Raw genomic sequence first — 26,532 nt, 5'->3', positions numbered from 1 at the left:
TTATGGCTACTATTAAGGTTTTAGATACAGGGAAGAAGGCTGCTGGCTCCGTTGAATTAAATGATTCTGTATTTGGGGTTCCTGTTAAAGTTCCTCTTGTTCATTCCGCTGTGGTGATGCAGCGTGCTTCGCTTCGGCAGGGAACATCCAGCACAAAGGGGCGTGGTGAAGTCAGCGGCACCGGAAAGAAGCCATGGAAGCAAAAGCATACTGGTCGGGCCAGGGCTGGATCTAATCGATCGCCGGTGTGGAGGCATGGTGGAATAGTTTTTGGTCCTCGTCCCCGCACCTACGATTATTCCATACCGAAAAAAATGTATCGTGGGGCTATGCAAAGTGCTTTATCCTCCAAGCAATCTGCAGGCGAATTATCGATTGTTTCAGAGTTGTCGCTCTCTGAGGCTAAGACAAAGCAGCTTTCGACGATGTTGTCCAAGTTGGGTTTGGGGCGTTCGGCTTTGTTGGTGGCAGGAGAAGAGAACATCAATCTCTTCCGTGCTGCACGAAATTTGAAAGATGTGAGGGCCGTTGTCCCCAGTGAAATGACCGTTTACGATGTCCTACGTTACGAGTCCTTGGTTATTGTGAAAGATCAGCTGGATAAAGTTCAGGAGTTATGGTCATGAAGCGCGATCCCTTTGACGTACTTGTGAAGCCGCTGTTGACTGAAAAAATCACCGGACTTCAAGAGCAGGCGAACCGGGTGGCATTTTTGGTGAAGAAGGATGCTACGAAGATAGAGGTAAGAAAGGCCGTGGAGTCGGCCTTAAAAGTCAAAGTTAAGAGTGTCAATGTGATGGTCGTTATGGGGAAGAAAAAGCGGCAGGGCCGTTTTCTTGGAAAACGTCCAGACTGGAAAAAAGCCATTGTGACGCTACGTGAGGGTGAAAAGCTGGAACTGTATGAAAGTGCCTAAGTTAAATTGTTCTCGGGAAGTGGATAGAGATTTTGGAAGTTTGGTAATTTTGAAATAAGGAAGTTGAAAGAAAAATGGCAATCAAATCATACAGACCCACATCGCCAGGCCGTAGAGGTATGACGGCGATTGTTGGCGAAAAATTGTCATCTGATCGTCCTGAAAAAAAACTTACGAAGAAGCAGGGGCAGTCTGGGGGGCGGAATAATCAGGGCCGCATCACAAGTCGATTTCGTGGGGGTGGTCATAAGCGTCTGTATCGACAAATTGATTTTAGGCGCAATAAATTTGGTATTCCTGCGAAAGTGGCCCGTATTGAATATGATCCCAATAGATCTGCCAGGATTGCGTTGCTTCATTATGCCGATGGGGAGAAGCGATATATTCTTTCTCCCGTTGATTTAGTGGTTGGTGCCACGGTGCAATCCGGGACTGATGCCGATATTCGGCCTGGAAATGCGCTTCCAATTTCGGCTATGCCATTAGGGACGGTCATTCATAATATTGAACTTAAGCCAGGAAAGGGTGGCCAATTAGCGAGAAGTGCGGGATCTTCGGCGCAAGTGATGGGGCGTGAAGGCCATTATATTCAAGTCCGTTTAACTTCTGGGGAAATGCGGAGAATCTTGGGTACGTGTATGGCCACCGTTGGGCAAGTGGGTAACTTGGATCATGAGAAAATCAATGTCGGGAAGGCTGGACGTTCTCGGTGGTTAGGGAAGATGCCGCATGTGCGTGGTGTGGTGATGAACCCGGTTGATCATCCTCATGGTGGTGGTGAAGGTAAAGCCGGCCAAGGGAATCCTCATCCAGTTTCCCCTTGGGGAATGCCGACCAAGGGGTTCAAGACCCGCAAAAAGAAAAAGGATTCGTCTAAATTTATTATTTCACGGCGGAGTAAATAGTCTAGTAGGAGTCGTGTATGCCTCGTTCAGTTCATAAAGGGCCATTCGTGGACGATCATCTGATGAAGAAGGTCGAAAAGATGAATGAAAGCCGTGACAATAAATTGATTAAGACATGGTCCCGCCGTTCGACCGTCGTGCCAGAAATGATTGGCCATACCTTTGCCGTGCATAATGGGAAAAAGTTTATGCCGGTATATGTCACTGAAAATATGGTTGGGCATAAATTAGGTGAGTTCGCTCCCACGCGGTTCTTTAAGGGGCATGGGGCTGCAAAATCAGAAAAAGCTGTTCCATTAAAGTAGGAGAAGGGAAGTAGGGCAATGGCGGAAGCAAGTGCAGTCCTGAGATTTGTGAGAATGACTCCGAGGAAAATGCGGATGGTGATAGATTTGATCCGTGGGCGGGAGGTGCCGGAGGCCTTAACTCTTCTCAAATATCTTCCTCGATCAGCTGCCCCCGTCGTCGAAAAATTGTTGCAGTCTGCCGTGGCCAATGCAGGACAAAAAGAGCTTGGTGATCCTGAGTCTTTGCGAATCGTGCGGGCCTATGTTGATTGTGGGCCGACGTTGAAACGGTTTAGGGCGCGGTCAATGGGGAGGGCTAATCCAATTCATAAACGAATGAGTCATGTGACAATTGTTGTGGCTCCTTCCGAAGTTTCTTGATGGTTGGCGTCTGGCTGATTTTTGGAAATGCTGTTCATTTTGACATAGAGGGGTAGGCGGAATTTATGGGGCAAAAAACACATCCTTATGGTTTTAGACTTGGGTATACCAGGTCCTGGAATTCACGGTGGTATGCCAAAAAAGAGTATGTGAAGTTGCTCCATGAGGATGTGCAGATTCGTAAAGTCGTCAAATCTCGGTTGTATCATGCGGGTATCTCTCGGGTAGAGATTGAACGTTCTGGGAATCAAGTGAAAATCATTATTCATACCGCTCGTCCTGGTATTATCATTGGACGGAAAGGCGCGGAAGTTGACAAGCTCAAAGGCATGATGGAGCAACAGTATGGGCGGGAAGTGTATGTCACCGTCAAGGAAATTAAAAAACCAGAATTGGATGCACAGTTAGTGGCGGAGAATATCGCCTTGCAGTTGGAAAAGCGTGTGTCGTTTCGTCGTGCTATGAAACGTAGCGTCGCCGCCGCATTGCGCTTGGGGGCGCAAGGGGTGCGGGTTGCCTGTGCGGGGCGTCTTGGGGGAAATGAAATTGCCAGGACTGAATGGTATCGAGAGGGGCGTGTCCCTCTTCATACCCTCCGGGCTGATGTGGATTATGGTTTTGCTGAATCCAATACCACGATGGGAAAAATTGGGGTCAAGGCTTGGATTTACAAGGGTGATGCTAAGTTGCCTTCAACGAATATTGGAGAGCCGGCTCTTTCTTTATTGTAAGTGGAATAGGCGTGAATCAATATGCTATCTCCTAAAAAAGTTAAGTTTCGCAAAGTACATAAGGGCCGTATGTATGGGAAGGCCTACCGTGGTGGTGAAGTATCTTTTGGGTTGTATGGCTTGAAGGTTCTTGAGCCAGGTCGAATAACCGCTCGACAGATTGAAGCCGCGAGAATTGCCATGACGCGTCATGTGAAGCGTGGTGGTAGAATTTGGACGAGGATTTTCCCTGATAAGCCCGTCACCAAAAAGCCGGCTGAAGTACGAATGGGTAAAGGAAAGGGTAATCCAGAATTTTGGGTTGCGGTGGTTAAACCTGGGCGTATTCTTTATGAAATGGACGATGTGACCCGTTCAGTGGCAGAGGAAGCCTTTCGTTTGGCTGGGCATAAACTGCCGTTGGCGACAAAATTAGTGGTTCGTGGGGAATTGGCGATTTAGCATGGCGTATTTATGGATATTCAAGAACTAAGAAAATTGGAACCGGAAGAAGTGTTGGGGAAAGTTCATGAGTTGAAACAAGAACTGTTTCATCTCAGATGTCAACTGGCTTTAGGTCGGATCGAAAACCCTATGCGCATTCGTCACGTGCGGCGTGATGTAGCCAGGGCGCGAACGGTCCTTCGCGAGAAGAAGTGACGGTTTGCTTGATGATTGGAGTTAAGGTGCTAAAGAATGGGTAATCCTGAACGTCGTAGGCAACGTGTTTCGTATGGTGAAGTGATCAAGGATAAGATGGAGAAAACCGTTGTGGTCGCGGTGACAAGGTTTGTTCCGCATCCATTGTACGGAAAGGTCGTGCGTCGTGTGTCTCGGTTGAAGGCACATGATGAGAAAAATGAATCGAAGATTGGGGATCGAGTGAAGATCGTAGAAACGAGACCACTGAGTAAAGATAAGCATTGGCGCGTTTCAGCAGTAGTGGAAAAAGGCGAGCGGTCTCAGCAAGCGTAGATTCAATTGGTTCTGGCAGGAGTATTGAACGGGCATGATTCAAAATTACACATATCTCGATGTTGCTGATAATTCCGGAGCTCGAAGCGTTCGTTGTTTTCATGTGCTTGGAGGGACGCGTCGTCGATATGGCGGGATAGGCGATATTATTGTCGTCTCAGTTCGTGAAGCGATTCCTCGAGCTGGTGTCAAAAAAGGCCAGGTCGTCAAGGCCGTGATCGTACGAACTAAGAAAAGCGCGCGGCGAGAAGACGGCTCCTATATTCGTTTTGATCAAAATGCCTGTGTGCTCGTCAATGCTCAGGGTGATCCCATTGGGACCAGAATCTTTGGCCCTGTGGCCAGGGAATTGCGAAAAAAGAAATTTATGAAAATTATTTCACTGGCTCCTGAGGTCATATAATGGCGAGAGGTCGATCGGGAAAGCAGCGTATTCAGGGCCTTCGGAAGGCTCAAGTCAAAAAGGGAGATATGGTGATGGTTATTGCCGGACGGGAAAAGGGAAAAACCGGCAAAGTCTTGGGGGTGTCTCCTCGGTTGGGGAAGGTGACGGTTGAGAAATTAAATATTATCAAGCGACATACAAAACCAACGCAAAAACATAAACAAGGCGGAATTTTGGAGCGTGAGGCCCCCTTTGCGATTTCCAACGTGATGGTTTTCTCGCAGGGAATTCAACGACCCTCAAGAATCGGGATTAAAGTGTTAGGTGATGGTCGGCGTGTCAGGATTCTTCGAAAAAGTCCTGAAGAAATTTTGGATAAAGTGTAATGAGTAAAACGCAATCAAAAGAACCTAGTCAGTCTAAGGCAAATGGAAAGCCGCTTCCCCGATTAAAAGAGAAATATCGGGCCGAGGTTCTCCCTTTGATGATTAAGGAATTCTCCTATAAAAATCAGATGCAGGTTCCTCGCCTGGAACGTGTGGTGCTTAACGTTGGAATGGGAGAAGCTGTTCAAAACGCCAAGCTATTAGAAAGTGCAGTGGCTGAACTTTCGTTGATCACCGGACAGAAGGCTGTGGTCACCAAGGCTAAAAAAGCCATTGCCGGGTTTAAATTGCGGCAAGGAATACCGATTGGAGCCAAAGTCACGCTCCGTGGAAATCACATGTATGAATTCCTGGATCGATTGATGAACATTGCCCTTCCTCGGATTCGGGATTTTCGCGGGGTCTCTCCCAAGGCTTTTGATGGTCGGGGGAATTATACTCTTGGCCTCAAAGAGCAATTAACTTTTCCGGAAATAAAATATGATGATGTGGCCTCGATCCATGGAATGGATATTACAATAGTGACCAGTGCGAACCGCAATGATGAGGCAAAAGCGCTTCTGGCCCATTTAGGGATGCCTTTTCGTTGATCTAATTAACCGATAGGGACTGTGTCGGAGTAACTTGTGGCAAAGAAATCATTACGAATTAAAGCAGCCAGTGAACCAAAGTTTGAGGTTCGACGATACAACCGTTGTCCTCTGTGTGGAAGGGTTCGAGCCTTTTTGAGGCGTTTTCATATGTGCCGTATTTGTTTTCGGTTTCATGGTCTGCGTGGGGACATCCCCGGGGTCACAAAGTCCAGTTGGTAGGCTCTGTGGGTTTAGCGAAAAATCTTTTTTATTAAATTGAGGAATTCACTATGTCGATGACTGATCCTGTTGCTGATTTGTTTGTTCGTCTGCTTAATGCGGGTCGACGGGCTCATCCAACAGTGGGTATTCCAGCATCACGGCTGAAAGCCAATATTCTCTCGGTATTTCAGGCCGAAGGGTTCATTCAAAGCTTTGAGCCCACTACCATTAATGGCCATCCAGGTCTCGAAGTTAAATTGCGGTATCATCCCGGTCGAGAGAAAAAACCCATTCTTGGTGGGATTAAACGGGTAAGTAAGCCGGGCCATCGCATTTATGTAGGGAAGTCGGATATTCCGCGGGTGATGGGGGGGTTAGGTGTTGCTTTGATCTCCACATCGAAAGGTGTCATCACCGATAGTGAGGCCCGGAAAAATGGAATGGGCGGTGAAGTGTTGTGTTATGTGTGGTAGCAATACCAACGGTATTTCTTCGTAAACCTAGGTTAGGACAAAACAACAGATGTCACGAATTGGGAAAAAGCCGGTTCCGATAAAGAAAGGCGTTGAGGTTCAAGTGGCTGGTCGTCAAGTGACCGTCAAAGGTCCTCTTGGTCAGTTGCAGTGGGGATTGGTCGATGGCGTCAATGTGGAAGTGAAAGATGGGCACCTCCATGTGGAGCGAGCCTCGGATATTCCTCGACTAAAAGCGCTCCATGGATTGACGCGGATGGAGTTACATAACTTGATCGAAGGGGTTACCACTGGGTTTGAGCGAACTTTGGAACTCACGGGGGTTGGATATCGGGCTCAGGTCAAAGGTCAAGATCTTTCTTTAAACGTAGGGTTTGCCCACCCTGTCTCTGTGTCTATTCCGAAGGGAGTTCAGGCAACAGTGGATAAACAGACCGTGGTATTAGTCAAGGGCATTGATAAGCGATTGGTTACGCAAGTGGCTGCCAACATACGTGGCATTCGCCCACCTGACGTCTATAAGCAGAAGGGCATTAAATACGCTGGAGAAGTGTTAATTAAAAAGGCCGGTAAAGCCGGGAAGAAGTAGAGTGCTCTTATGAATGAAGCTACCAAACGTCGAAGATTCTCCCGCCGTAAGGCGCGGGTCCGGAAAAAAATTCTTGGATCGGATGCCCGCCCAAGACTAAACGTGTTTCGAAGTAACGCGCATATTTATGCCCAAATTATTGATGATATTCAGGGGCGAACGTTAGCGGCGGCCTCGTCTCTTGAAAAGGCCATCCAGGACAGTGTTTCGTCGGGGGCCTCCACAGCTGCGGCTAAGGCAGTAGGGCAGCGAATCGCTGAAAGAGCTAAAGCCGCCAATGTCACAGCCGTCGTGTTTGATCGTGGCGGGCGTTTATTTCATGGTCGAGTTAAAGCCTTAGCTGACGCTTCTCGTGAAGCCGGGCTTAACTTTTAGCCCAGGGGGAATAGTATTTTGCGTGTCAATCCTGAAGAATTGAATTTAAAGGATAAACTGGTTTCTATTAATCGCGTGGCCAAGGTCGTAAAAGGGGGGAAGCGTTTTTCCTTTAGCGCTCTTGTGGTCGTGGGTGATGGCTCTGGATGGGTGGGAATCGGAAAAGGCAAAGCTGCGGAAGTTCCTCCAGCCATTGCGAAAGCGGTGGGTCGTGCCAAAAAACAGTTAATTCAGGTTCCCTTAAAAAACGGTAGCATTCCTCATGATGTCCATGGATTCTTTTGTGGAGAGCATGTGTTGATGAAGCCGGCTCAGGAAGGGACAGGAATTATTGCCGGTGGCGCGGTCCGTGCCATTTTGGAGGTCCTAGGAGTCAATAATATTGTGGCGAAAACCTTGGGACGGGGAAATCCATTCAATGTCGTTCAGGCCACATTAGCTGGATTGGCGCAGTTGAAGGATCCTGAGGCCGTAAAGCGTATTCGCCAGGCCGGATAAACTGATTTATTACACAGATATTACAAGTTGAATAACATGCCTACTTCAAAACAAAAATCTGAAACGGACCGAGTCTCAATCACGCTAAAACAGAGCCCTATTGGTCGTCACAAGAAGCAACGGGTATTATTACTGGGCCTAGGATTGCGACGATTACACCAAACCGTTGAGCATCCTAAAAATCCTCAGGTTCTTGGTTTGATTGATAAAGTGAAGCATTTGGTTGAGGTGAAATCCACATGAAATTGCATGAATTACGACCCGCTCCTGGATCGAAGAAGAAGCCAAAACGCGTAGGGCGTGGTCACGGATCTGGTCATGGAAAGACCTCGGGAAAAGGGCATAAGGGGGTATTGGCTCGCTCAGGGAAGCCCAATATGGCAGGATTTGAAGGCGGCCAGATGCCTTTAGCTCGTCGTTTGCCGAAGCGAGGATTTCATAATCCCTTTCGGGTTGAATACTGTATTGTCAACCTCCAAGCGCTTTCAACCCTATCTGACGTCAATGAAGTGACGCCGCAAGTCCTATATGACAAGGGCATCGTGAGGAAACGGTCGAAGCCTATTAAGATTCTAGGGGTGGGCGAACTCACAAAGCCACTTGTCGTGGAAGCCCATAAATTTAGCCAGTCGGCCCTCCAAAAGATTCAGCAAGCAGGTGGGCAAGCCAAGGTCATTGGCCGTGCTTGAACGGCTCATTACGAGCTTCCAAAACATTCTTAAAATTCCAGAGTTACGCAGCCGTGTGATTTTTACGCTGGCAATGTTGGCTGTGTATAGGATTGGAGCACATGTTCCTACACCTGGAATTAATAACGATGAACTTGCGAAGTTTCTTCTTGATCGTGGTGGAGCCCTTTTAGGGTTCCTTGATATTTTTTCAGGCGGTGCTTTATCCCGTCTGACGATCTTTGCACTGGGCATCATGCCCTATATTAGTGCCTCGATCATCATTCAATTACTGACCGTCGTTATACCTCATTTATCCAAACTTGCGAAGGAGGGTGAGCGCGGAAGAAAAACCATTATCCAATACACTCGCTATGGCACGATTGGCATTGCGCTGGTCCAAGGATTTGGTATAGCGCTTGGTTTGGAAGGAATGAATCAAGGCCAGTTTGTTCTTGAGCCGGGTTGGGCCTTTCGGTTTATGACTGTGATTACCCTCACTGCTGGAACCGCATTTCTCATGTGGCTTGGTGAGCAAATCACGGAACGTGGGGTTGGAAATGGAATTTCGTTGATAATTTTTGCTGGAATTGTCGCCAGACTTCCAAGTGCTGTGGTGCAGACGTTTGATCTGTACCGGGTTGGTGAGCTAAGCCTTCTGTTCCTCATCATCTTAGGTTTGGTCATGGTCGGGGTGGTCACGGCCATCGTCTTTTTGGAAAGTGGTCGGCGAAAAGTTCCTGTTCAATATGCAAAACGTGTGGTTGGACGCCGAGTCTTTGGAGGGCAAAATACTCATATACCGTTAAAGATTAACACGGCGGGAGTGATCCCACCTATTTTTGCGTCGTCAATTATCGCGTTCCCAGCAACGATTACAGGCTTTATTCAGGTACCTTGGGTTCAAGAACTTGGTGCACATTTGGCTCCAGGTTCAGTTGTGTATACGTTGCTCTATGTGAGTATGATTCTCTTCTTTTGCTTTTTTTATACCGCCGTGGTTCTGAATCCGGTGGACATGTCAGACAATATGAAAAAGTACGGAGGGTTTATTCCGGGAATACGGCCGGGGCAACGCACGGCGGATTATATTTATAAAGTGCTCACCAGGATCACTTTTGCGGGGGCCATCTATTTGGCTATCGTTTGCGTTATCCCCGAGTTGTTGATTTATCGGCTCAATGTTCCGTTTTATTTTGGCGGAACCTCCTTGTTGATTACGGTTGGGGTTGGACTCGATACGGCTCAACAGATTGAATCGCATATGTTGATGCGCAACTATGAAGGATTCTTATCCAAGGGGAAACTTAAGGGACGGAGTGGGTAGTCTGTGATGCGATTGGTTTTTCTTGGGGCTCCTGGAGTTGGAAAAGGTACACAAGCGGAAATGGTGTCTGCCAAGTACGGCATTCCCAAAATTTCGACTGGAGACTTGTTGCGAGCAGCGGTGGCGCAGAAGACGCCGTTAGGATTGGAAGCCAAGCAGTTTATGGATCGAGGAGACCTTGTTCCTGACAAGGTGGTGATCGGATTAGTTGAAGAAAAGACGAATGCGGCAGAATGTGCCAAAGGTTTTATTCTCGATGGGTTTCCACGAACCGTTCCCCAAGCTGATACCCTAACTGGAATGCTAGCGAAAAAAGGGGTCTCGCTGGATCGGGTGGTGTATTTTGTGATTCCCCGGGAAGAAGTGATCAGTCGACTGAGTGGTCGTCGAAGTTGTTCAAACTGTCCTGCTGTGTATCATGTGGAGTTTGTTCCTCCAAAACAGGAAGGCGTCTGTGACGATTGTGGTGGGACGCTTATCCAGCGAAGTGATGACCAAAAGGAAACCGTGGAGTCACGGTTAAATGTCTATGAAGAACAAACCTCACCCCTAATTCAGTATTACCGGGAAAAAAATTTGTTGGTCGAATTGAATGGTTCTGGAGCTGTGGAGGATGTGCAAGGTCGCCTTGTGGCGTTACTGTCAGCCTCTTAAATATTATTGATGATTGTTTTAAAAACACCAGAAGAAGTTGAAATGATGGCCCAGGCGTCCAAAATTGTCGCAGAGGCCCATCAAGTGTTGAAGAAAGAGGTCAGGCCAGGCGTTACAACCCTGTTCCTTGATAGTATCGCCGAGGAGTTTATACGAGGCCACGGGGGCGTTCCTGCATTCAAAGGGTATAGGAACTATCCTAAGACTTTGTGCGTAGCGGTGAATGACGAGGTCGTTCATGGAATCCCCTCAAACCGAATCTTGAAGGAGGGTGATATTATCGGGCTTGACTTGGGTGCAATTGTTCATGGATTTTATGGGGATGGCGCTGTGACAGTCCCTGTCGGTCCTGTCCCTGATCAGGTGGCGACATTAATGCGGGTGACCGAAGAAGCGATGATGAAAGGCATTGAACAAGGGGTAGTTGGCAATCGCTTGTCAGACATCTCGCATGCGGTTCAGCAGCATGTTGAAGCCCATGGATTTTCGGTGGTCCGGGATTTTGTCGGGCATGGTATTGGGCGCCAATTGCATGAAGAACCTCAGGTGCCGAACTATGGGCGGCCAGGCCACGGGCCCCGCTTGCAGGTAGGCATGGTGTTGGCTATTGAACCTATGGTAAATGTGGGGGGGTATCATGTGCGGGTGCTGGATGACCAATGGACGGCCGTGACGCAAGACGGGAGCCTTTCCGCTCATTTTGAGCATACCATTGCCATCCAACCGAGCGGTCCTCCAAGAATATTAACGGCACTCTAAACGGACGATAAGGGCAAAGGACTTTTCTCTGAAAGTCCAAATGTAATTATGGGAAAAGAAGATGTGATTGAGGTCCAGGGTTCCGTGTTGGAAACCTTGCCCAATGCGATGTTTCGAGTGCAATTAGAAAGTGGACATAAGATCTTGGCCCATATTTCTGGCAAAATGCGGATGCACTTTATCCGAATTTTACCTGGAGATAAGGTGACCGTGGAAATGTCCCCCTATGATTTAACGAGAGGCCGGATTACCTATCGATTTAAATAATACGATGTGGGCTTGAAAATGAAGGTAAAATCGTCAGTCAAACCAATTTGTTCAAAATGTACTGTGTACCGGCGACGTGGTGTGGTTCGGGTTCGTTGCAGTAATCCGAAGCATAAGCAACGACAAGGGTAATTAAATGTCAGTCTCAGTCACGAAAGGACAGGGCACTCACCTGTCGGTCTTTGCCGTGGTAGAGGGCTAAGGAGGACGGATGGCTCGTATTGCAGGAGTAGATCTTCCCGTTGGGAAGCGTGTTGATATCGGATTAACCTATATCTACGGAATCGGTCCGTGGACGGCTCGAAGTATCCTGCAAAAAACGGGGATTGATGGTTCGACTCGAGTCAAGGATCTTGGCGAAGAAGACATCGTGAAGCTTCGTGAAATTATTGATCGTGAATGCAATGTGGAAGGTGACTTGCGACGAGAAATCACGATGAGCATCAAGCGGCTCATTGACACCGGTACGTATCGAGGGCTCCGTCATCGAAAAGGGCTGCCCCTTCGTGGACAGCGAACGAAAACTAATGCTCGAACCCGAAAAGGGAAGCGAGCCGCGATTGGTCGCAAGAAATAAGATTTTAATAAGGGTGAATTCATGAGTGTGAGTAAGGGGCGAAAAAAAGAGAAAAAAATTGTTCAGGCCGGAATTGCACATGTCCAAGCATCCTTTAATAATACGTTGGTGACAATTACGGACATGGGTGGAAATACGGTGTCCTGGTCGAGCTCAGGTAGTTTGGGGTTTAAGGGGTCTCGAAAAAGCACACCGTTTGCTGCAACCAAAGCGGGAGAAACTGCGGGACGAAAAGCCATGGAACATGGGATGCGGCAAATTGACGTGTATGTCAATGGTCCGGGATCAGGCCGGGAATCAGCTGTTCGAGCTTTGCAATCAGTGGGCTTGCGTGTCACTTTAATTCGTGATGTAACCCCTATCCCGCATAATGGGTGTCGTCCTCCGAAGCGACGAAGGGTGTAACTAGGATTTTCCTGAACAACGAAAGAAAGTAAATGGCGGCCTAACATGGCTGAGTTTTAGGTGAAAGGAATACGACGTGGCGAATTATACGGGACCAGTGTGTAGGATTTGTCGGCGAGAGGGCGTCAAGCTCTTTCTCAAAGGAACGCGGTGCATGACGGACAAATGTGCGATTGAGCGACGGAGTTATCCTCCGGGACAACACGGACAAGGCCGATCACGGGTAACCGACTATAGTGCGCAGCTTCGAGAAAAACAAAAATTACGGCGTATGTATGGCATGCTCGAACGTCAGTTCCGTGGGGTGTTTAAGCGAGCCGAACGTCAGGGCGGTGTGACGGGTGAAAACCTTCTGCGTTTGCTGGAGCAACGCTTGGATAATGTGGTCTATCGAATCGGCTTTGCCCTATCAAGAAAGCAAGCTCGGCAGTTGGTGAATCATGGGCATATTCTGTTGAATGGAAAGAAGGCCGACATTGCTTCCATTACGACTTCGGTGGGTGATGTGATTTCGGTCAAACCCAAAAGTCATGAACTGTTGGCGATAAAAAGTGCGTTAGAAGTCACGGAAGGGCGGGGAGCCCCCAATTGGATTGATGTCGATCGCGAGGCGTTTCGTGGGACGATTAATGCCTTGCCAGCCAAGGATGATATTGGGGCGCCCGTTAATGAACAGGTTATCGTCGAGTTGTACTCTCGATAAGGTTCCAATAATTATTTTTCAAGCAAGAAACTGGTTGATGAATTTTTTGCAATAGACAGATGAGGCGAAGGGGGGCGTAATGAGCAAAGGGATGAAAGATTTTCAGCTGCCGATGCGGCTGGAGTTGGAAAAAGACACGGCCTCTGCCACCTATGGGAAGTTCACCGCTGAACCATTCGAACGCGGATTTGGAACGACCATTGGAAATTCTCTGCGGCGTGTCCTGTTGTCTTCACTCCCCGGCGCTGCTGTCACGTCGGTAAAGATTGAAGGGGCTTATCATGAATTTTCTACCCTTCCAGGTGTGACGGAAGACTTAACCGTGATCATTCTCAATATCAAGAGCCTCCGGCTAAAACTCCATACGGACAAAGCCAAGGCCATCCGGCTAAAAAAGAAAGGGCCGGGCGATGCCAAAGCCTCTGATATTGAACATGATGCGGATGTCACGGTCCTGAATCCTGACTTGAAAATTGCGACCTTGGACAAAGATGGGATGATTGATATTGAAATGATTGTGAAGCCCGGACGAGGCTATGTGCCAGCCGAACGCAATAAAGAAGAGGGGTTGCCCATTGGCGTGATTCCTGTGGACTCGATTTTTTCACCTATCAAGCGCGTTAATTTTAATGTGGAAAATGCTCGGGTTGGTCGAATGACCGATTATGATCGTTTAAACCTTGAAGTATGGACGGATGGGGACATCACTCCACAAGAGGCAGTGTCCTCTGCTGCGAGTATTCTTCGAGAACATCTGGCCATTTGCATTCCGAGCGAAGAGATGCGGGAGGCGGAGCCGGATTCCTCACAAAATGAGGTGCAGGCGGAATTTACAAAAAACTTGTCGCGAAGTGTTAATGAATTGGAACTTTCCGTTCGTGCTGCGAATTGTTTGAAAAACGCCAATATCAAGACTATTGAAGATTTGGTGCAACGGACGGAAATGGAAATGTTGAAAACGAAAAATTTTGGGAAAAAGTCCTTAAATGAAATTAAAGAAGTTCTGTCGGAAATGGGATTAGGATTAGGAATTAAGACTGATTCCGTCAGTTCCTCGAACTCGTAATTCACCCAGGTTTAGGGAAAGAAGGTAATCCAGTGCGGCACCGAAAAAGTGGTAGACAACTTGGACGAAACACCAAACATCGTCATGCCCTGTTCCGGAACTTAGTGACGTCGTTGATAGAACACGAACGGATTGAAACTACAGAGGCGAAAGCAAAGGAAATTCGCGGGCTAGCGGAGAAAATGATTACCTTAGGGAAGTCTGGTACGTTGCACGCCAGACGTCAGGCCTTGAGTTTCATTCAACAAAAGACCATTGTTTCCAAGCTGTTTGATGATGTGGCAGGGCGGTTCCACAGTCGTTCTGGTGGGTATACCAGAATTATTCCGACGAGGCGACGTCCTGGGGATGCCGCTGAAATGGTGGCGTTGGAATTGGTGGCGCGTGAAGTATCGGTGAAACCTGAGAAGGAATCTGATACTGATGCCGAATCTGATGCCGAGAAAAAGTAAACATTTCTCGTGTTCCTCACGCTCTTCCTCACCTGAGCCTTGACGCTTAATGTCTTTCTTGCTGTCCTTTCGTTGTTTCTTCTAACTAGTTGACATCATTATAGAATCCTGTGCCCTATCCAAGAATGTGTAGTTTACTTGGATAGGGCCCTGTGCTATTCTTTTTTCACATCGCTTGATATACGTGAATGGAGTGCAACTGGGATGTCCAACCGTTTTTTGCGATGGACGCTAGGTGGAATCATCCTGGGCCTTAGCGTGTATTTAGCGTATGTGGTCGTTGGTCATATGCAGACCAATGCGCCTCCCCCTTCCATTGCCTTACCAGAGCTTGAGGAAGCCGATGCTGGCATGGAAGGGTTTGTGTATCGTCAAACAAAAGATGGGATGGTGCAATGGGAAGTTGCCGCTCAGCGCGCCGAAGTATTTGAAGATAAACAAGAGGCGACCCTGAAAGAGGTGCAGTTACGATTGTTTGGACAGCAGGGCGAAGAAATGATGGTGGATGCCGATGAGGGGGTGATCAATACGGAAACCAAAGATTTTGAATTACGCAATCGACAAGATCCCATCGTCATCGAACTCAAAAATGGGTATACGATTCTTACCCCACACCTGCATTGGATTGACGCCAATCAAGAAATACGAACGCCAAGTCCAGTGACGATCCAAGGCAATGGTTTGACCATTACTGGGGTTGGTTTAGTGGGACACCTTGAATCAGAGGAGTTTTCAGTTCTAGATCATGTCCGTGTCCAATCCTCGTCGTAATCTCCTTTCCCTGTCAAAAGTCCTCTTGGTGATTGGGGTGCTATGGTGGGGGCTTTTTGATGCGGCCGGGTTTGCGGCACCACGCAATCCGACGACCATTACCTCTGGGACGATGACGGCCCAAGGAAAGTCCCGAAAGGCCATTTTTGAAAAGTCCGTGGTGCTCACGCGCGATAATATGGTAATCCGCGCTGATCGGATGATCGTGTATTTTAAAAAGGATAGCCCTGGGAAATCTGATAAGTCATCAGATGATTCTTTTGGACAACAAGTGGACGTGGTCGATGCTCAGGGGCATGTCATTATCGAGAAGGAAGATGGCAAGGCCACCAGTGGGCGAGCCGTGTACTATAAAGACGAAGAAAAAGTCGTGCTCACCGACTCACCGGTGGCATGGCAAAATGGAACCCGCGTGACGGGTACGAAGATGACGATTTTTTTAAAAGAAGAGCGTAGTATTGTGGAGGGGGGATCTCGCGTCGTTATTGAGGAATCGGAAGGTGAACAGTAGGGCGCTCTCGAAAACGGAGATTTACCTGGAGTGTTGGTTTTTGTCACGTCATGCAGCAGCCCCGTGTATATGCGAAGCAACTGAGAAAAAGTTTTAAGGGACGGGAAGTCGTCCGCGGGGTCTCCCTTGAGGTCGAGGCTGGAGAAATCGTTGGACTACTTGGGCCAAATGGAGCAGGGAAAACCACCATCTTTGATATGGTGGTTGGGTTATGTCAGCCGGATCATGGTCAAATTCTCCTGAACCGCGAGCTCATCACCCACCTTCCCATGTATCAGCGGGCTCGCCGAGGCATTGGGTATCTTCCTCAGGAAGCCTCGGTATTTCGGCGTTTGTCGGTAGAAGATAATATCATGGCCGTTTTAGAAACACTTCGCCTTTCAAAGGGGGATCGTCAGGCCAGGCTTGATGAATTATTGAGTGAGCTTGGGCTGACCAATCTTCGAAAAAATAAGGCCTTCACCTTATCAGGTGGAGAGCGGCGACGCCTCGAAATAACCAGAGCCCTCGCTACAAACCCGAGTTTTTTGTTGTTGGATGAACCCTTTGCGGGTATTGATCCCATAGCCGTGGCGGATATTCAAGAAATTATCCAATCCTTAAAAAGCAAGGATATTGGGATTCTTATTACCGATCATAATGTACAAGAAACCCTTTCCATAACGGATCGAGCCTATATAATTAACGAAGGCACGATCCTGGAGTCGGGAAAGCCCGAGGCGGTTGTAAGTAGTCCTCAAGCCAGGGCATTGTATTTGGGGGAACGTTTCAAGTTGTCATGAGTACTTGTCAAAGGGTGAACGTGTCAGCATGGAATTAAGACTGGATTTAAAGCTGAGCCAGAAGTTGGTGATGACTCCCCAACTTCAGCAGGCCATCAAGCTCCTGCAATTATCCAGGTTAGAACTTCAGCAAACCTTGTCTCAGCATCTTATGGAGAATCCGCTCCTTGAGGAAGTTGCTGGCGATGAAGATGTCGAGGGACCTGCAGGTGAAACTGGAGCCGCCGAAGGGAAAGAAGGGACCCCGGCGGAAGGGGAACCCAGTACTGAAAATACCACCGCAGAATTCTCCGAACCCCTTTCTTCCGAGGAATGGGATAACTATTACGAAAGCGATTGGCGGGCAGGTGGTGCCACACAATCGTCATCATCCTCAGACGAGGATTTTCCCTCCTATGAGCAGACCCTGACAAAACCGACCTCACTTGAAGACCATTTGTTGTGGCAATTACGCTTATCTTCCGTGAATGAAACCGAGCAAGCGATTGGCACCGTCTTGATTGGGAATATTGATGAAGATGGATATATCCGTACTTCCCTCGAGGAAGTCGCGGAAGAGATGCAGGTTTCCCTCCATCAAGTGGAAAATGCGTTGGATCTCATTCAGACATTTGACCCCCCAGGTGTTGGCGCGCGAGACCTACAAGAATGTTTGAACATACAACTCAGACATCTTCATTATGGCTTGGTTGAAGGGACCCATTCCGGCAATGGGGTAAGTACAGATTGTTTACTCAAAACCATTGTGGCCAAACACTTGCCGGATCTTCAGAAGAAACGCTACCAGAATATTGCCAAAGAAGTCGGGGTTACCCTCGAAGAGGTCTATGATGCGGTTCATATCATCGAAGGATTGGAGCCTAAACCTGGACGGCCCTATTTTTCGGATAATAATCAGATCATCATTCCCGATGTATTCGTGTTTAAAGATGAAGGGGAATGGGTCGTGCTCTTGAATGAAGACGGTCTGCCTCGCGTGCAAATTAGTCCCTACTATAAAGAAATGGTAAGTGGAAGTGGTGACACCTCTGAAGCGACCAAAACTTATTTAGAAGATAAAGTCCGTGGCGCACAATGGATTATTCGAAGCCTCGACCAGCGAAACAAGACCATTTTAAAAGTCGTGCATAGTCTGATTCATTTTCAAGAAGCGTTCCTTGAAAAAGGCATTCAGTATTTGAAACCCCTGGTGTTGAAGCAGGTGGCTGAAGATGTGGGTATGCATGAGTCCACCATCAGTCGGGTGACGACGAATAAATACATGTATTGCCCCCAAGGCATGTTGGAACTCAAGTTTTTCTTTAACGCAGGAATTGGACGTTCTGATCCAGGGGCAGAAGACTTGTCCTCCCTCACAGTTCGTGAATTAATCCGGGAGATGGTCTCCAATGAAAGCGCGAGCAAACCACTGAAAGACCAAGAAATTGTCACCAAGCTGAAAAGTCGAGGAATTATTATTGCCCGACGAACCGTGGCCAAATATCGCGCGGAACTCAATATTGCCCCTGCCAGCCAACGGAAACGTATTCCGTCATAACCTGTCACGCGTAGAATTATGAGAAGTACACTTCTACCATTTCTGGTCTCCCACAATGAAATGTGTGGGTCTAGGGAGAGACGATGGAGTCGATAAATCCAGAAGTGCCGTTTCAGTTGGTGATTGTCAGTGGGGCTTCAGGATCAGGGAAGACTCAGGCCTTAAAATGCTTAGAGGATCTCGGGTTTTTCTGTGTGGATAATCTTCCGCCTGCCTTGTTCCCGAAATTTGCCGAGCTGTGCGCCCAACAGGGAGGCGATGTTCGTAATATTGGGTTGGGTATTGATATTCGAGAACGAGGGTTTTTTGCCGACTTTTTTGAAAACCTTTCACGCTTAAAGCAAAGCGCCTATCGTGTCGAGCTGCTTTTCTTGGAAGCCAGTGATGCGGTATTGACTCGTCGATTTTCCGAATCCCGTAGGCCTCATCCTGTTCTCCCGCAGCAACCAGTTATTGAGGGAATTCAATTGGAGCGTCTCCAATTACAGGAATTGCGGAATGGGGCAGATCAAGTCCTCGATACGTCCGACATGACCGTGCATGAACTACGGGATTGGATGGCCAGGCATTTTAGCGACCTGGATCATAAGCAATCGATGCGGGTGTCCCTTATGACGTTTGGGTACAAATTCGGAGTGCCCTATGATTCGGATTTAGTGTTTGACGTGCGTTTCCTTAAAAATCCAAATTTCGTACCGGAGTTAAAAGAGTTGACCGGGGAAGATGAAGCGGTCCAACGGTATGTATTTGAAAATAAAAACGCCGAGGGTTTTATTCAACATTTACAAAACCTCTTCGTCTTTCTGTTTCCGTTGTTTGAGCAAGAACGCCGAAGTTATCTGACAGTTGCGATTGGATGTACGGGGGGGCGGCACCGTTCTGTAGCCATTGCTCTGAAACTGCAACAAGTGTTCCTTTCATTGGGACATGATGTCAAAATACGCCATCGTGACCTGCATCGCAGCTAGTCTTCCTACATCACAAGTATTGCTCGCCGCAGATTTGCCCGACTTTATTCTTCTCTTCTCTTTCCTAAACGATCCTTACTATGTTCAGCTCTGAAAGCCTGGTTTTATGACGCCAATCGAGGAACCTGAATAAAGGTCTTGTTTGACGGAAAATTGGCCAACAGTGTAGGGTTGCCTTGGCAATTTTATTCTCAAATTGTCATAAAATTTCGGTGAAGAAAACGAAAGATTTTTAGCAAATTGGGAACCTTTTCTGCTCCAATGGGAACCTCTCTTCTTGCACAGGTTAAGCAGAGATTTTTGCCCAATTGGGCAAGTGCCAGACGGCATCCTGTTATTGGCTTGAGCATTGGGTCCGAAGCGATTGCGTTTGTAGAATTCCGAAATCACCAAGGTCGGTTTTTTGTGAATCGGTGGGGCTACCAGCTCCTTGAATCACAAACTTTGGACAATGGAAGAATAAAAGACCGACTATCCCTGAAAGAGGGCCTCCGTGTGTTAGTCGAACAATACCGGTTGCAGGGTGCTCACGTGGCCATGGCTGTGAGTGGAGCATCGGTGATAGTGAAACGAATTCGGGTGCCTCGGAGTCATCAACAGAATCTCGAAGAATATTTCTTGTGGGAGAGTGCTAAATTTATTCCTTATGATCCTGATGAGGTGTATCTTGATTTTTCATTGTGTTCATCATCATCTACCAAAGTTACCAGTGAGGAGATAGATATTCTTCTTGTTGCGGCCAAGCGTGAAACCGTTGACGAGCACAGAGAAGTACTCGAAGAAGTACAGCTGCATCCCATTATATGCGATGTGGAAACCTTGGCGATTCTCAATCTGGCTCAAATGAATAATGAGGTTCAGACCTATTATTCTTATCTCGTGGTCAATATTCAGAATGCCGTGATGAATATTGCCGTCGTGGGACAAGGTGAACCGCTTTTTGTTCGTGATGTATGTCTTTCTTCTGCTGTAGGGCCTTTCTTTACTGGTGGTGAATTTCGTGACGTGAGGCATCTCGGACTTTCAGGTGATTCCCTGGAGAATCAGGTAGTGGCCCCTTCCTATTGTGAGAAACTGAACCAGGCTGAAATCGTCAATGAGGTAAAGCGAACGGTCGAAAGCGCCAGAGAATGTCAACCTAACTTTCATCTTGAACGAATTTTCCTCAGCGGACCTTTGGGCATGAACCTTGAACTTCAGGAAAAAATTTCGCAGTCTCTCATGATGCCTACCTCATGTATCAACCTCTTTGCGCCGTTTAATTTTGGTGGGCGAGGGGTATCGAAATCCACCGTAGAGTCCTTGGCTAATGTTGCTGGAGGATTGGGCCTGAGAATTCTACATGGATAAATGTTCAACATGATCGCGATTAATCTTCTTCGTCGGCCGTTAGCCAATGAACAGCGTCGTCGCCGACGCTGTCAAATCGAACTGTCAGTCGGGGTGTTTCTTATTGTTGGACTGGTGGTGGCTTCAGGCCTTATTTGGTGGAACATGGACAGATCGATTTCTTCCTTGCGGGAGCAGGAAGCTCAACTGATGGACAGGCTTCGTGGTGTAGAGAATTTCCAGAGTCAACTGGAAGCAACGTCTCGCCAGCTTGACGACGTAAAGGAGCGAAGTCGTCAAGTGACCCATTTACTGGTTCAACGTCGGCAGGCCATTCAGGTATTGGATGTGGTTAGTCGCAGCCTTGATCCTTTACGGCTCTGGTTGTCTGATCTTGAAATGGAACAGGGGCAGGTCAAGCTCATGGGGTTTTCAGAATCCAAGGATCAAATCGTGAAATTCGCCAAACTTCTAAATCAAGACAGCCTTTTTCAAAATGTGACAGTGCGTGAGGCAGGAAGAGTTTCCGGGGAATCCTCTTCCTACCACTTTATCATGGACCTCCTTTTGACCTCAGAGGTGGAATATGTCAGGGCTTCTTGAATGGTGTGAATTCACGCCATTGAAGCAGAAAATTTCCCTCGTTATCCTTGTGTTAGTACTGTGGGGAGGAATGTGTTATGGCTTGATTGTCCAACCCATGATGAAGGAGCAAGAGGAATTAGTCCTGAAAGTTCAGGGTCTCGAGATAACCATTAGCAAGTTTTCTCGTTTCGAACGACAATATCTTGCTGCGCAAGAAGAGTTGTCTCAGTGGACATCCATAGCGAATCTACAGGAGGCCAGTCTCGGATTAGAGGTTCCCATGAGTCAGGTCCTTTCCGAAATGTCGAACATGAGCCAAAAAACGCTCGTGAATGTTACCTTGTGGAAGCCAGTTGAATCTAAGGTTCACTCAGGAACCGATCTGAAAGAGCAACGTCTTCGGCTTCATGTTGAAGGGGGCTTTCATCATGTGGCTCGATTTTTGGACCACATGCAGGATCTTTCAAAAGCCATGGGGATCACGGCTATGTTGATGCATAGTGCTGATAGTACTTCCGGAACGCCTACGATTCAGACAATAATTGATTTCATTGGGTTTAAAGGAGCCGGCCGTACTCTGGCTGGGAATAGTGATATTCCTAGGCCGGCCCATGCGATGGAAGGGAAAGGGTAAGTCTCGATGATTCGGCTGGTAATCTCTTGGCGTCGTTCCTCCCTTTGCGTATGGATGGCTTTAGTCTGCCTCCACGTTGGAATTCTCGACGCAGAAAGGGTGTTCGCCGAAGACTCTTCCTCCTCTGGTATATTGGCTGCGAATGAATTGGGTATTGAGTCACTATTAGATCAACCGTATCGCTATAAAATGGGAAGCCGCCGTGACCCCTTTGTTCCCTTACGTTCTTCCGGTTCAGAAGAAGATCCCGAGATTTCTGGGATATCCAAGACCGAAAATTCTGAAGACCCTCTTACATTGCTTGGCGTTATTTTTGGAGCACGCGGGTATCAGGCCCTTGTGAAGTTTCCGAATGGAGAGCGAGTCGTAGTGGAGCCTGGAAGTTATCTAGAAGGTATTCGTGGAACGGTCAGGCGAATTACAAGAGATTCCGTGGTGATTGCGAGGCCCTTGGATGCAAATGGTGATGCCCAGTTGTCGGAAAATAGTTTAGTATTATCTCCCTAACTTTTTTCTGTATGCTTGGCAGACGGGGAAGCCTAGAGGAACAAAAATAAGAGGCTAATCAAATGTATTGGGGTCGTATCTGGATACACTGTGAGGAGCCTTGAGACGGGCTGTTAAGAAAATTGCCGTGCAACGAGGGGATGATGATATTACGATTGTCATCCAGGGTAATGGTCCTTTGACCTATCGACTGACTCCTGTTGACGCCTTGCGGTTGAGTTTGGATTTACCGAATGTCGTTTCGGCCATTCGCTTTCAATTGTTGCCCGTTGACCATCGATTGCTGAAACAAATTCGAATTGGGCAGCATCCGAAAAAATTACGGTTAGTATTTGATCTTAATCATCCCATTGACAAGGGCCTGCAATACGCGATCAAGGTTGTCGAAGATCAATTAGCCATGCGCTTATCGTTGGTTGTACCTCCAGGTTAATAAGTTCTCGGGTGTGAGGGGATTCGGAAAAATGGCTAATTAAATGCCAGATATGTTCGTTATTTCTAGACTAAGGTGTTATGTATGTTGCGTTATTTAAATGCAGGTGAGTCGCATGGGCAATGTCTCATGGCCGTGCTTGAAGGTGTGCCGGCGGGGCTTCCGATTACCGCGGAAGAAGTGAATAACGATTTGGCGCGGAGGCAGGGCGGGTATGGCCGTGGTGGACGCATGAGGATTGAGAAAGATCAAATTGAATTTACTTGTGGCGTGCGTAAGGGGAAGACGTTAGGTAATCCTCTTGGCCTACTCATTCGGAACAAAGATTGGGAAAATTGGAAAGACATTATGGCGGTGGAACCTGGGCCGCCTTCGACCGAACGGGTCGTGACTCGTCCCCGTCCAGGTCATGCGGATTTGGTCGGCGCCATTAAATATGGCCATCGTGATATTCGTAATGTGCTTGAAAAGGCGAGTGCCCGTGAAACCGCTATCCGTGTGGCGGTGGGGGCTATCGGGAAAGCGTTATTGGGTCAATTTGGCATGCAAGTGGTGAGCTATACCATGGAAATCGGATCGGTGGTGGCGCCCACCTCCCTGGATCCCTTAGAAGCTTATGCGAAGGCCGAGGAATCGCAGGTCCGTTGTTGGGATCAGGGGGCCGGGGAAAAGATGATCGAAGAAATTCGTTCGGCTAAACATAAAGGCGATAGTCTGGGTGGAGTCTTCGAAGTCGTGGTTACCAATCCTCCTATTGGGTTAGGCAGCTACACCCAATGGGATCGCCGATTGAGTGCACGATTGGCCATGGCCGCAATGAGCATACAAGCGATGAAAGGTGTGGAGATTGGAATGGGATTTGAATCCGCACGTCGATTTGGATCTGAAGTGCATGACGACATTTATCCGGATGAGTCTCATACGGGGTTTATGCGAAAGACGAACAATGCTGGTGGCTTAGAAGGCGGGATCACGAATGGCCAACCAATTGTGATTCGTGTGGCCATGAAACCAATCGCCACCTTATATCGACCTAAAAACAGTGTGGATATTCAAACGAAGGAACCTTTTGAAGCGACGGTCGAGCGCTCAGATATTTGTACCGTTCCTGCGGCGGGTGTCGTTGGGGAAGCGGTCATTGCCTATGAAATGGCCAATGCCATGATGGAAAAGTTTGGTGGCGACTGTCTTGATGAGATGAAACGAAATTTTGATGCCTATCAAGCCTACGTGAAATCGTTTTGAAATTGTGAAATTCCTTAGGCTCCAATTATCGATTTTGACCTGCCTAATGTTTGTATCTTGGCACGCATCCTTGTGTGAACAATAACGATGGCGAAAACTTCCTTGTCCCGATCAGTTGTTCAAAAGCCTGAACGCGTCCGAGTGGGACTCGGCAAGCGAAGTTATGACATTATCCTTAACCCAGGCGGCCTCGACCGACTGGGGGAGTATCTTCTAGATTTAGGCTTTTCCGGAAAAGTGGGCATAGTTACCAATCCCATCTTGCAAGGACTCTATGGCCGAAGGGTTGAACGTTCATTGAAGAAAGCCGGGTTTCAACGGCATACCATTAGTGTCCCTGACGGCGAACAAGCCAAAAACCTCCGTTGGATTTCTCACATACTTGATGAATTACTGGCGCAGCGTTTTGAGCGGCAATCAGTGTTGGTGGCATTGGGTGGCGGGGTGATTGGAGACATGACCGGGTTTGCGGCTTCTATCTATCAACGAGGCATTCCGTTTGTGCAGGTGGCGACAACCTTGGTGGCTCAGGTTGATTCCAGTGTTGGAGGAAAAACCGGCGTAAATCATCCTCTGGGAAAGAATATGATTGGCGCCTTTTACCAACCTGCGCTGGTTCTTCTCGATACGCAGACCTTACGCACCCTGCCTAAGCGAGAGTGGACTGCGGGGCTTGCGGAGGTCGTGAAATATGGAATGATTGCTGACCCAAAGTTTTTTGGATTTTTAGAAAGTCGGATCGAAGATATTATTAATATGGACGACACATCATTACATCATATGGTGAAGCGGTGTTGTGAAATTAAGGCCTCAGTCGTGGCGAAAGATGAGAGAGAATCCGGTCTCAGGCGAATATTGAATTATGGTCATACCATAGGCCATGCTCTGGAATCTCTCGGCCAGTATAAACAGTATATCCATGGCGAAGCCGTGGGAATCGGAATGGTTCAGGAGGCGGACCTTGCGAATTCTCTCGGTTTATGCGCAGAAAAAGTCGTCGCTCGGCAACGAGATCTTGTTCGTCGCGCAGGGCTGCCCACGAATTTACCGCCATTGAATTTCGGAGATTTATGGGGTGCCATGCTTCATGACAAAAAAGTTGCTCGTGGACGCATTCATTGTGTGCTTCCTAAGGCTGTCGGAAAAGTGACTGTGGATCCTTTGGATCAAAAGGCTGTGAAAACCTGGTTCCGCCAAGTCGAAAAGCATCAGGCATAATTTTTTAATCCTTTTTCACAATTGGTCGACGTCGAGATACGCGATTCCTCATGAGTCCAACCAAAGTGACCACCACACGCCCCAAAAAAGATGTCAATGCGGCCTTGCGCGAACGAACCCGCGAGGTTGAAGTCCTGCACCGCATCAGCGAATCCATTAGCAGTACGCTAGACTTGGAGTCGGTGCTCAAGCATATTGTGGAAGTGGTGGTCCAGGTCACCAAAGCGGATTCATGTTTATTGTACTTGGTGTCTGCAAATCGTGATGAACTGGTGCTTCGGGCGTCGAAAAATCCACATCCGAAACTGATTGGACGAACGTCTCTCGGACTTGGAGAGGGCATCACGGGTTGGGTAGCGCAAGAAAAAGTTCGAGTGGTCATTCCACGCAATGCCAGTGACGACCCCAGGTTTCGGTTTTTCCATAATTTGCCAGAAGATCGTTATCAGGCCTTTGTTTCGCTTCCTATCGTCACGAAAGGGATTGTCGTCGGGGTCATCAATGTCCAGCATAAACGTACCAAACGGTATCAAGAGGCAGAATTGGCCTTGCTCTCCACGATTGCCAATCAAGTGGGAGGAGCGATTGAGAATGCTCGGTTGTATGAAGAAATGCGACGGCAGGCGTTACAGTTGGACACGCTGTCGCAAGTTTCTGAAACCGTGGCATCCAATCGACTGATTGATGATGTCCTGGAATTAATCGTCACCATGACCGCGGAAATGATGGATTCAAAAATTTGTTCACTCATGTTGGTGGATGAACCAAGCGGGGAGCTTCGTATTGCCGCCACTCAAAGCCTTAGTGAAGCTTACCGGCGAAAGCGCTCACTGAAAATTGGACAAAGCATTAGTGGTGCCGTGGTCAAGGAACAACGGCCTATTTATGTGCCGGACGTGACGAAAGAAGATGAATTTTATTATCGAGATTTGGCTAGACGAGAAGGGCTGTGTTCTTTGTTGTCTGTGCCCATGATGATAAAAGATAAGGTCATTGGCGTACTCAACGTCTACACCTCGAAAGTGCATGTGTTTCAGACCGAGGAGGTGAAGATCATTCAAGCAATTGCCAACCAATCGGCCGTGGCGATCGAGCATACGCGGTTAATGGAAAAATCGTTTGAAATGCAAGAAGCCCTGACGGTTCGTAAATTAGTAGAACGAGCCAAGGGCCACCTGATGCACTCACGAAAAATGACGGAAAGCGAAGCCTTTCGTTTGATTCAGCGGCAAAGTATGAATTTGCGCAAATCAATGCGAGAGATTGCCGAAGCTATAATTTTGGCAGGAGAGTTAGAAGGACGATCCGATCGGTAATCTTGTACGAGCGTCCACCTTGACAGGATGCCGACGACCTTGTTAGATGCGTGTATATTACTTGGGGCAATGAACTGTCCCGAAATGTGATGGCGTTTGTGGACAAAGGCGTCCTCAATTCCCTGAAGGGATGAGGGCGTTTTT

General features: G+C 47.9%; 42 protein-coding genes. All 42 read left to right on the top strand.

Annotated elements, in window-relative coordinates:
* The first annotated feature begins 2 nt into the window (after positions 1–2).
* The 42 genes from rplD to PPG34_RS15785 all read left to right on the top strand — a co-directional run bounded on the left by rplD (position 3) and on the right by PPG34_RS15785 (position 26,388).
* Positions 3–626, top strand: coding sequence for a 50S ribosomal protein L4 (rplD, locus tag PPG34_RS15990; protein ID WP_313834446.1), 624 nt, complete (start codon positions 3–5; stop codon positions 624–626).
* Positions 623–916 (top strand): 50S ribosomal protein L23, encoded by a 294-nt coding sequence (gene rplW / locus PPG34_RS15985; protein ID WP_313834445.1) that lies wholly within the window; start codon positions 623–625, stop codon positions 914–916. The genes rplD and rplW overlap by 4 nt, the downstream gene beginning before the upstream one ends.
* Before the next feature lie 74 nt (positions 917–990).
* The gene (gene rplB, locus PPG34_RS15980) at positions 991–1,821 is read left to right on the top strand and encodes a 50S ribosomal protein L2 (protein ID WP_313834444.1); all 831 of its coding nucleotides are present in this window, start codon (positions 991–993) and stop codon (positions 1,819–1,821) included.
* Positions 1,822–1,838: 17 nt separating this feature from the next.
* A complete protein-coding gene (gene rpsS, locus PPG34_RS15975; protein WP_313834443.1) occupies positions 1,839–2,126 on the top strand; it encodes a 30S ribosomal protein S19 in 288 nt (95 codons plus the stop codon).
* A gap of 18 nt (positions 2,127–2,144) precedes the next feature.
* Positions 2,145–2,489: a 50S ribosomal protein L22 gene (gene rplV, locus PPG34_RS15970; protein ID WP_313834442.1), complete on the top strand. Its 345-nt coding sequence runs from the start codon at positions 2,145–2,147 to the stop codon at positions 2,487–2,489.
* Positions 2,490–2,554: 65 nt separating this feature from the next.
* Positions 2,555–3,220, top strand: coding sequence for a 30S ribosomal protein S3 (rpsC, locus tag PPG34_RS15965; protein WP_313834441.1), 666 nt, complete (start codon positions 2,555–2,557; stop codon positions 3,218–3,220).
* 21 nt (positions 3,221–3,241) lie between these two features.
* Positions 3,242–3,661 carry a 50S ribosomal protein L16 gene (gene rplP, locus PPG34_RS15960; protein ID WP_313834440.1) on the top strand — a complete coding sequence of 140 codons (420 nt, stop codon included), beginning with the start codon at positions 3,242–3,244 and terminating at the stop codon, positions 3,659–3,661.
* Positions 3,662–3,673: 12 nt separating this feature from the next.
* Positions 3,674–3,859: a 50S ribosomal protein L29 gene (rpmC, locus tag PPG34_RS15955; RefSeq protein WP_313834439.1), complete on the top strand. Its 186-nt coding sequence runs from the start codon at positions 3,674–3,676 to the stop codon at positions 3,857–3,859.
* A 36-nt stretch (positions 3,860–3,895) separates the two neighbouring features.
* Positions 3,896–4,174, top strand: a complete 279-nt coding sequence (gene rpsQ / locus PPG34_RS15950) for a 30S ribosomal protein S17 (RefSeq protein ID WP_313834438.1) — start codon at positions 3,896–3,898, stop codon at positions 4,172–4,174.
* A gap of 34 nt (positions 4,175–4,208) precedes the next feature.
* Positions 4,209–4,577 (top strand): 50S ribosomal protein L14, encoded by a 369-nt coding sequence (rplN, locus tag PPG34_RS15945; protein ID WP_313834437.1) that lies wholly within the window; start codon positions 4,209–4,211, stop codon positions 4,575–4,577.
* Positions 4,577–4,945 carry a 50S ribosomal protein L24 gene (rplX, locus tag PPG34_RS15940; protein ID WP_313834436.1) on the top strand — a complete coding sequence of 123 codons (369 nt, stop codon included), beginning with the start codon at positions 4,577–4,579 and terminating at the stop codon, positions 4,943–4,945. Before rplN ends, rplX begins: the two co-directional genes overlap by 1 nt.
* Complete coding sequence (gene rplE / locus PPG34_RS15935) at positions 4,945–5,535, top strand: 50S ribosomal protein L5 (protein WP_313834435.1); 591 nt, start codon at positions 4,945–4,947, stop codon at positions 5,533–5,535. The genes rplX and rplE overlap by 1 nt, the downstream gene beginning before the upstream one ends.
* 36 nt (positions 5,536–5,571) lie before the next feature.
* Positions 5,572–5,757: a type Z 30S ribosomal protein S14 gene (locus tag PPG34_RS15930; RefSeq protein WP_313834434.1), complete on the top strand. Its 186-nt coding sequence runs from the start codon at positions 5,572–5,574 to the stop codon at positions 5,755–5,757.
* 50 nt (positions 5,758–5,807) lie between these two features.
* The gene (gene rpsH / locus PPG34_RS15925; protein WP_313834433.1) at positions 5,808–6,212 is read left to right on the top strand and encodes a 30S ribosomal protein S8; all 405 of its coding nucleotides are present in this window, start codon (positions 5,808–5,810) and stop codon (positions 6,210–6,212) included.
* A 49-nt stretch (positions 6,213–6,261) separates the two neighbouring features.
* Entirely contained in the window at positions 6,262–6,801 is a 540-nt protein-coding gene (gene rplF / locus PPG34_RS15920) for a 50S ribosomal protein L6 (RefSeq protein ID WP_313834432.1), read from the top strand.
* Between the two features lie 9 nt (positions 6,802–6,810).
* On the top strand, positions 6,811–7,176 hold the full coding sequence (gene rplR, locus PPG34_RS15915) for a 50S ribosomal protein L18 (protein WP_313834431.1): 366 nt from the start codon (positions 6,811–6,813) through the stop codon (positions 7,174–7,176).
* A gap of 18 nt (positions 7,177–7,194) precedes the next feature.
* Positions 7,195–7,674, top strand: a complete 480-nt coding sequence (gene rpsE, locus PPG34_RS15910) for a 30S ribosomal protein S5 (RefSeq protein ID WP_420888106.1) — start codon at positions 7,195–7,197, stop codon at positions 7,672–7,674.
* A 36-nt stretch (positions 7,675–7,710) separates the two neighbouring features.
* Complete coding sequence (gene rpmD / locus PPG34_RS15905; protein WP_313834430.1) at positions 7,711–7,917, top strand: 50S ribosomal protein L30; 207 nt, start codon at positions 7,711–7,713, stop codon at positions 7,915–7,917.
* The gene (gene rplO / locus PPG34_RS15900) at positions 7,914–8,363 is read left to right on the top strand and encodes a 50S ribosomal protein L15 (RefSeq protein ID WP_313834429.1); all 450 of its coding nucleotides are present in this window, start codon (positions 7,914–7,916) and stop codon (positions 8,361–8,363) included. The genes rpmD and rplO overlap by 4 nt, the downstream gene beginning before the upstream one ends.
* Positions 8,356–9,669, top strand: a complete 1,314-nt coding sequence (gene secY, locus PPG34_RS15895) for a preprotein translocase subunit SecY (RefSeq protein WP_313834428.1) — start codon at positions 8,356–8,358, stop codon at positions 9,667–9,669. The genes rplO and secY overlap by 8 nt, the downstream gene beginning before the upstream one ends.
* A gap of 6 nt (positions 9,670–9,675) precedes the next feature.
* Entirely contained in the window at positions 9,676–10,323 is a 648-nt protein-coding gene (locus PPG34_RS15890; RefSeq protein WP_313834894.1) for an adenylate kinase, read from the top strand.
* A gap of 9 nt (positions 10,324–10,332) precedes the next feature.
* Positions 10,333–11,082 (top strand): type I methionyl aminopeptidase, encoded by a 750-nt coding sequence (gene map / locus PPG34_RS15885; protein WP_313834427.1) that lies wholly within the window; start codon positions 10,333–10,335, stop codon positions 11,080–11,082.
* Positions 11,083–11,130: 48 nt separating this feature from the next.
* Positions 11,131–11,349 (top strand): translation initiation factor IF-1, encoded by a 219-nt coding sequence (infA, locus tag PPG34_RS15880; protein ID WP_313834426.1) that lies wholly within the window; start codon positions 11,131–11,133, stop codon positions 11,347–11,349.
* Positions 11,350–11,367: 18 nt separating this feature from the next.
* Complete coding sequence (rpmJ, locus tag PPG34_RS15875) at positions 11,368–11,481, top strand: 50S ribosomal protein L36 (RefSeq protein ID WP_313834425.1); 114 nt, start codon at positions 11,368–11,370, stop codon at positions 11,479–11,481.
* Between the two features lie 79 nt (positions 11,482–11,560).
* Entirely contained in the window at positions 11,561–11,926 is a 366-nt protein-coding gene (gene rpsM / locus PPG34_RS15870; RefSeq protein WP_313834424.1) for a 30S ribosomal protein S13, read from the top strand.
* 21 nt (positions 11,927–11,947) lie between these two features.
* Positions 11,948–12,331 (top strand): 30S ribosomal protein S11, encoded by a 384-nt coding sequence (gene rpsK, locus PPG34_RS15865; RefSeq protein WP_313834423.1) that lies wholly within the window; start codon positions 11,948–11,950, stop codon positions 12,329–12,331.
* A 76-nt stretch (positions 12,332–12,407) separates the two neighbouring features.
* The gene (gene rpsD, locus PPG34_RS15860) at positions 12,408–13,034 is read left to right on the top strand and encodes a 30S ribosomal protein S4 (RefSeq protein ID WP_313834422.1); all 627 of its coding nucleotides are present in this window, start codon (positions 12,408–12,410) and stop codon (positions 13,032–13,034) included.
* Between the two features lie 79 nt (positions 13,035–13,113).
* A complete protein-coding gene (locus PPG34_RS15855) occupies positions 13,114–14,100 on the top strand; it encodes a DNA-directed RNA polymerase subunit alpha (protein ID WP_420888105.1) in 987 nt (328 codons plus the stop codon).
* Positions 14,101–14,132: 32 nt separating this feature from the next.
* Positions 14,133–14,552, top strand: coding sequence for a 50S ribosomal protein L17 (gene rplQ, locus PPG34_RS15850; RefSeq protein ID WP_313834421.1), 420 nt, complete (start codon positions 14,133–14,135; stop codon positions 14,550–14,552).
* 204 nt (positions 14,553–14,756) lie between these two features.
* Entirely contained in the window at positions 14,757–15,323 is a 567-nt protein-coding gene (gene lptC / locus PPG34_RS15845) for an LPS export ABC transporter periplasmic protein LptC (protein ID WP_313834420.1), read from the top strand.
* The gene (locus PPG34_RS15840; protein ID WP_313834419.1) at positions 15,304–15,834 is read left to right on the top strand and encodes an LptA/OstA family protein; all 531 of its coding nucleotides are present in this window, start codon (positions 15,304–15,306) and stop codon (positions 15,832–15,834) included. The genes lptC and PPG34_RS15840 overlap by 20 nt, the downstream gene beginning before the upstream one ends.
* A gap of 50 nt (positions 15,835–15,884) precedes the next feature.
* Complete coding sequence (gene lptB / locus PPG34_RS15835; RefSeq protein ID WP_313834418.1) at positions 15,885–16,616, top strand: LPS export ABC transporter ATP-binding protein; 732 nt, start codon at positions 15,885–15,887, stop codon at positions 16,614–16,616.
* Between the two features lie 28 nt (positions 16,617–16,644).
* A complete protein-coding gene (gene rpoN / locus PPG34_RS15830; RefSeq protein WP_313834417.1) occupies positions 16,645–18,153 on the top strand; it encodes an RNA polymerase factor sigma-54 in 1,509 nt (502 codons plus the stop codon).
* Between the two features lie 83 nt (positions 18,154–18,236).
* On the top strand, positions 18,237–19,121 hold the full coding sequence (gene rapZ / locus PPG34_RS15825) for an RNase adapter RapZ (protein ID WP_313834416.1): 885 nt from the start codon (positions 18,237–18,239) through the stop codon (positions 19,119–19,121).
* Between the two features lie 261 nt (positions 19,122–19,382).
* Positions 19,383–20,471, top strand: a complete 1,089-nt coding sequence (pilM, locus tag PPG34_RS15820) for a type IV pilus biogenesis protein PilM (RefSeq protein ID WP_313834415.1) — start codon at positions 19,383–19,385, stop codon at positions 20,469–20,471.
* Positions 20,472–21,053: a PilN domain-containing protein gene (locus PPG34_RS15815; RefSeq protein WP_313834414.1), complete on the top strand. Its 582-nt coding sequence runs from the start codon at positions 20,472–20,474 to the stop codon at positions 21,051–21,053. It abuts the gene before it with no gap.
* Positions 21,037–21,669, top strand: a complete 633-nt coding sequence (locus PPG34_RS15810; RefSeq protein WP_313834413.1) for a hypothetical protein — start codon at positions 21,037–21,039, stop codon at positions 21,667–21,669. Before PPG34_RS15815 ends, PPG34_RS15810 begins: the two co-directional genes overlap by 17 nt.
* 6 nt (positions 21,670–21,675) lie before the next feature.
* The gene (locus PPG34_RS15805; protein ID WP_313834412.1) at positions 21,676–22,176 is read left to right on the top strand and encodes a hypothetical protein; all 501 of its coding nucleotides are present in this window, start codon (positions 21,676–21,678) and stop codon (positions 22,174–22,176) included.
* A gap of 100 nt (positions 22,177–22,276) precedes the next feature.
* Positions 22,277–22,609 (top strand): AMIN domain-containing protein, encoded by a 333-nt coding sequence (locus PPG34_RS15800; RefSeq protein ID WP_313834411.1) that lies wholly within the window; start codon positions 22,277–22,279, stop codon positions 22,607–22,609.
* A gap of 84 nt (positions 22,610–22,693) precedes the next feature.
* Positions 22,694–23,854, top strand: coding sequence for a chorismate synthase (aroC, locus tag PPG34_RS15795; protein ID WP_313834410.1), 1,161 nt, complete (start codon positions 22,694–22,696; stop codon positions 23,852–23,854).
* Positions 23,855–23,941: 87 nt separating this feature from the next.
* Entirely contained in the window at positions 23,942–25,072 is a 1,131-nt protein-coding gene (gene aroB / locus PPG34_RS15790) for a 3-dehydroquinate synthase (RefSeq protein ID WP_313834409.1), read from the top strand.
* Between the two features lie 50 nt (positions 25,073–25,122).
* Positions 25,123–26,388 carry a GAF and ANTAR domain-containing protein gene (locus PPG34_RS15785; RefSeq protein WP_313834408.1) on the top strand — a complete coding sequence of 422 codons (1,266 nt, stop codon included), beginning with the start codon at positions 25,123–25,125 and terminating at the stop codon, positions 26,386–26,388.
* The last annotated feature ends 144 nt before the right edge of the window (positions 26,389–26,532 follow it).

It is taken from the genome of Candidatus Nitronereus thalassa (genome assembly GCF_032191465.1).
GTDB lineage: Bacteria > Nitrospirota > Nitrospiria > Nitrospirales > UBA8639 > Nitronereus > Nitronereus thalassa.
Note: the sequence above shows the minus strand (reverse complement) of the source record. Positions and strands in the feature narration are given on the sequence as shown.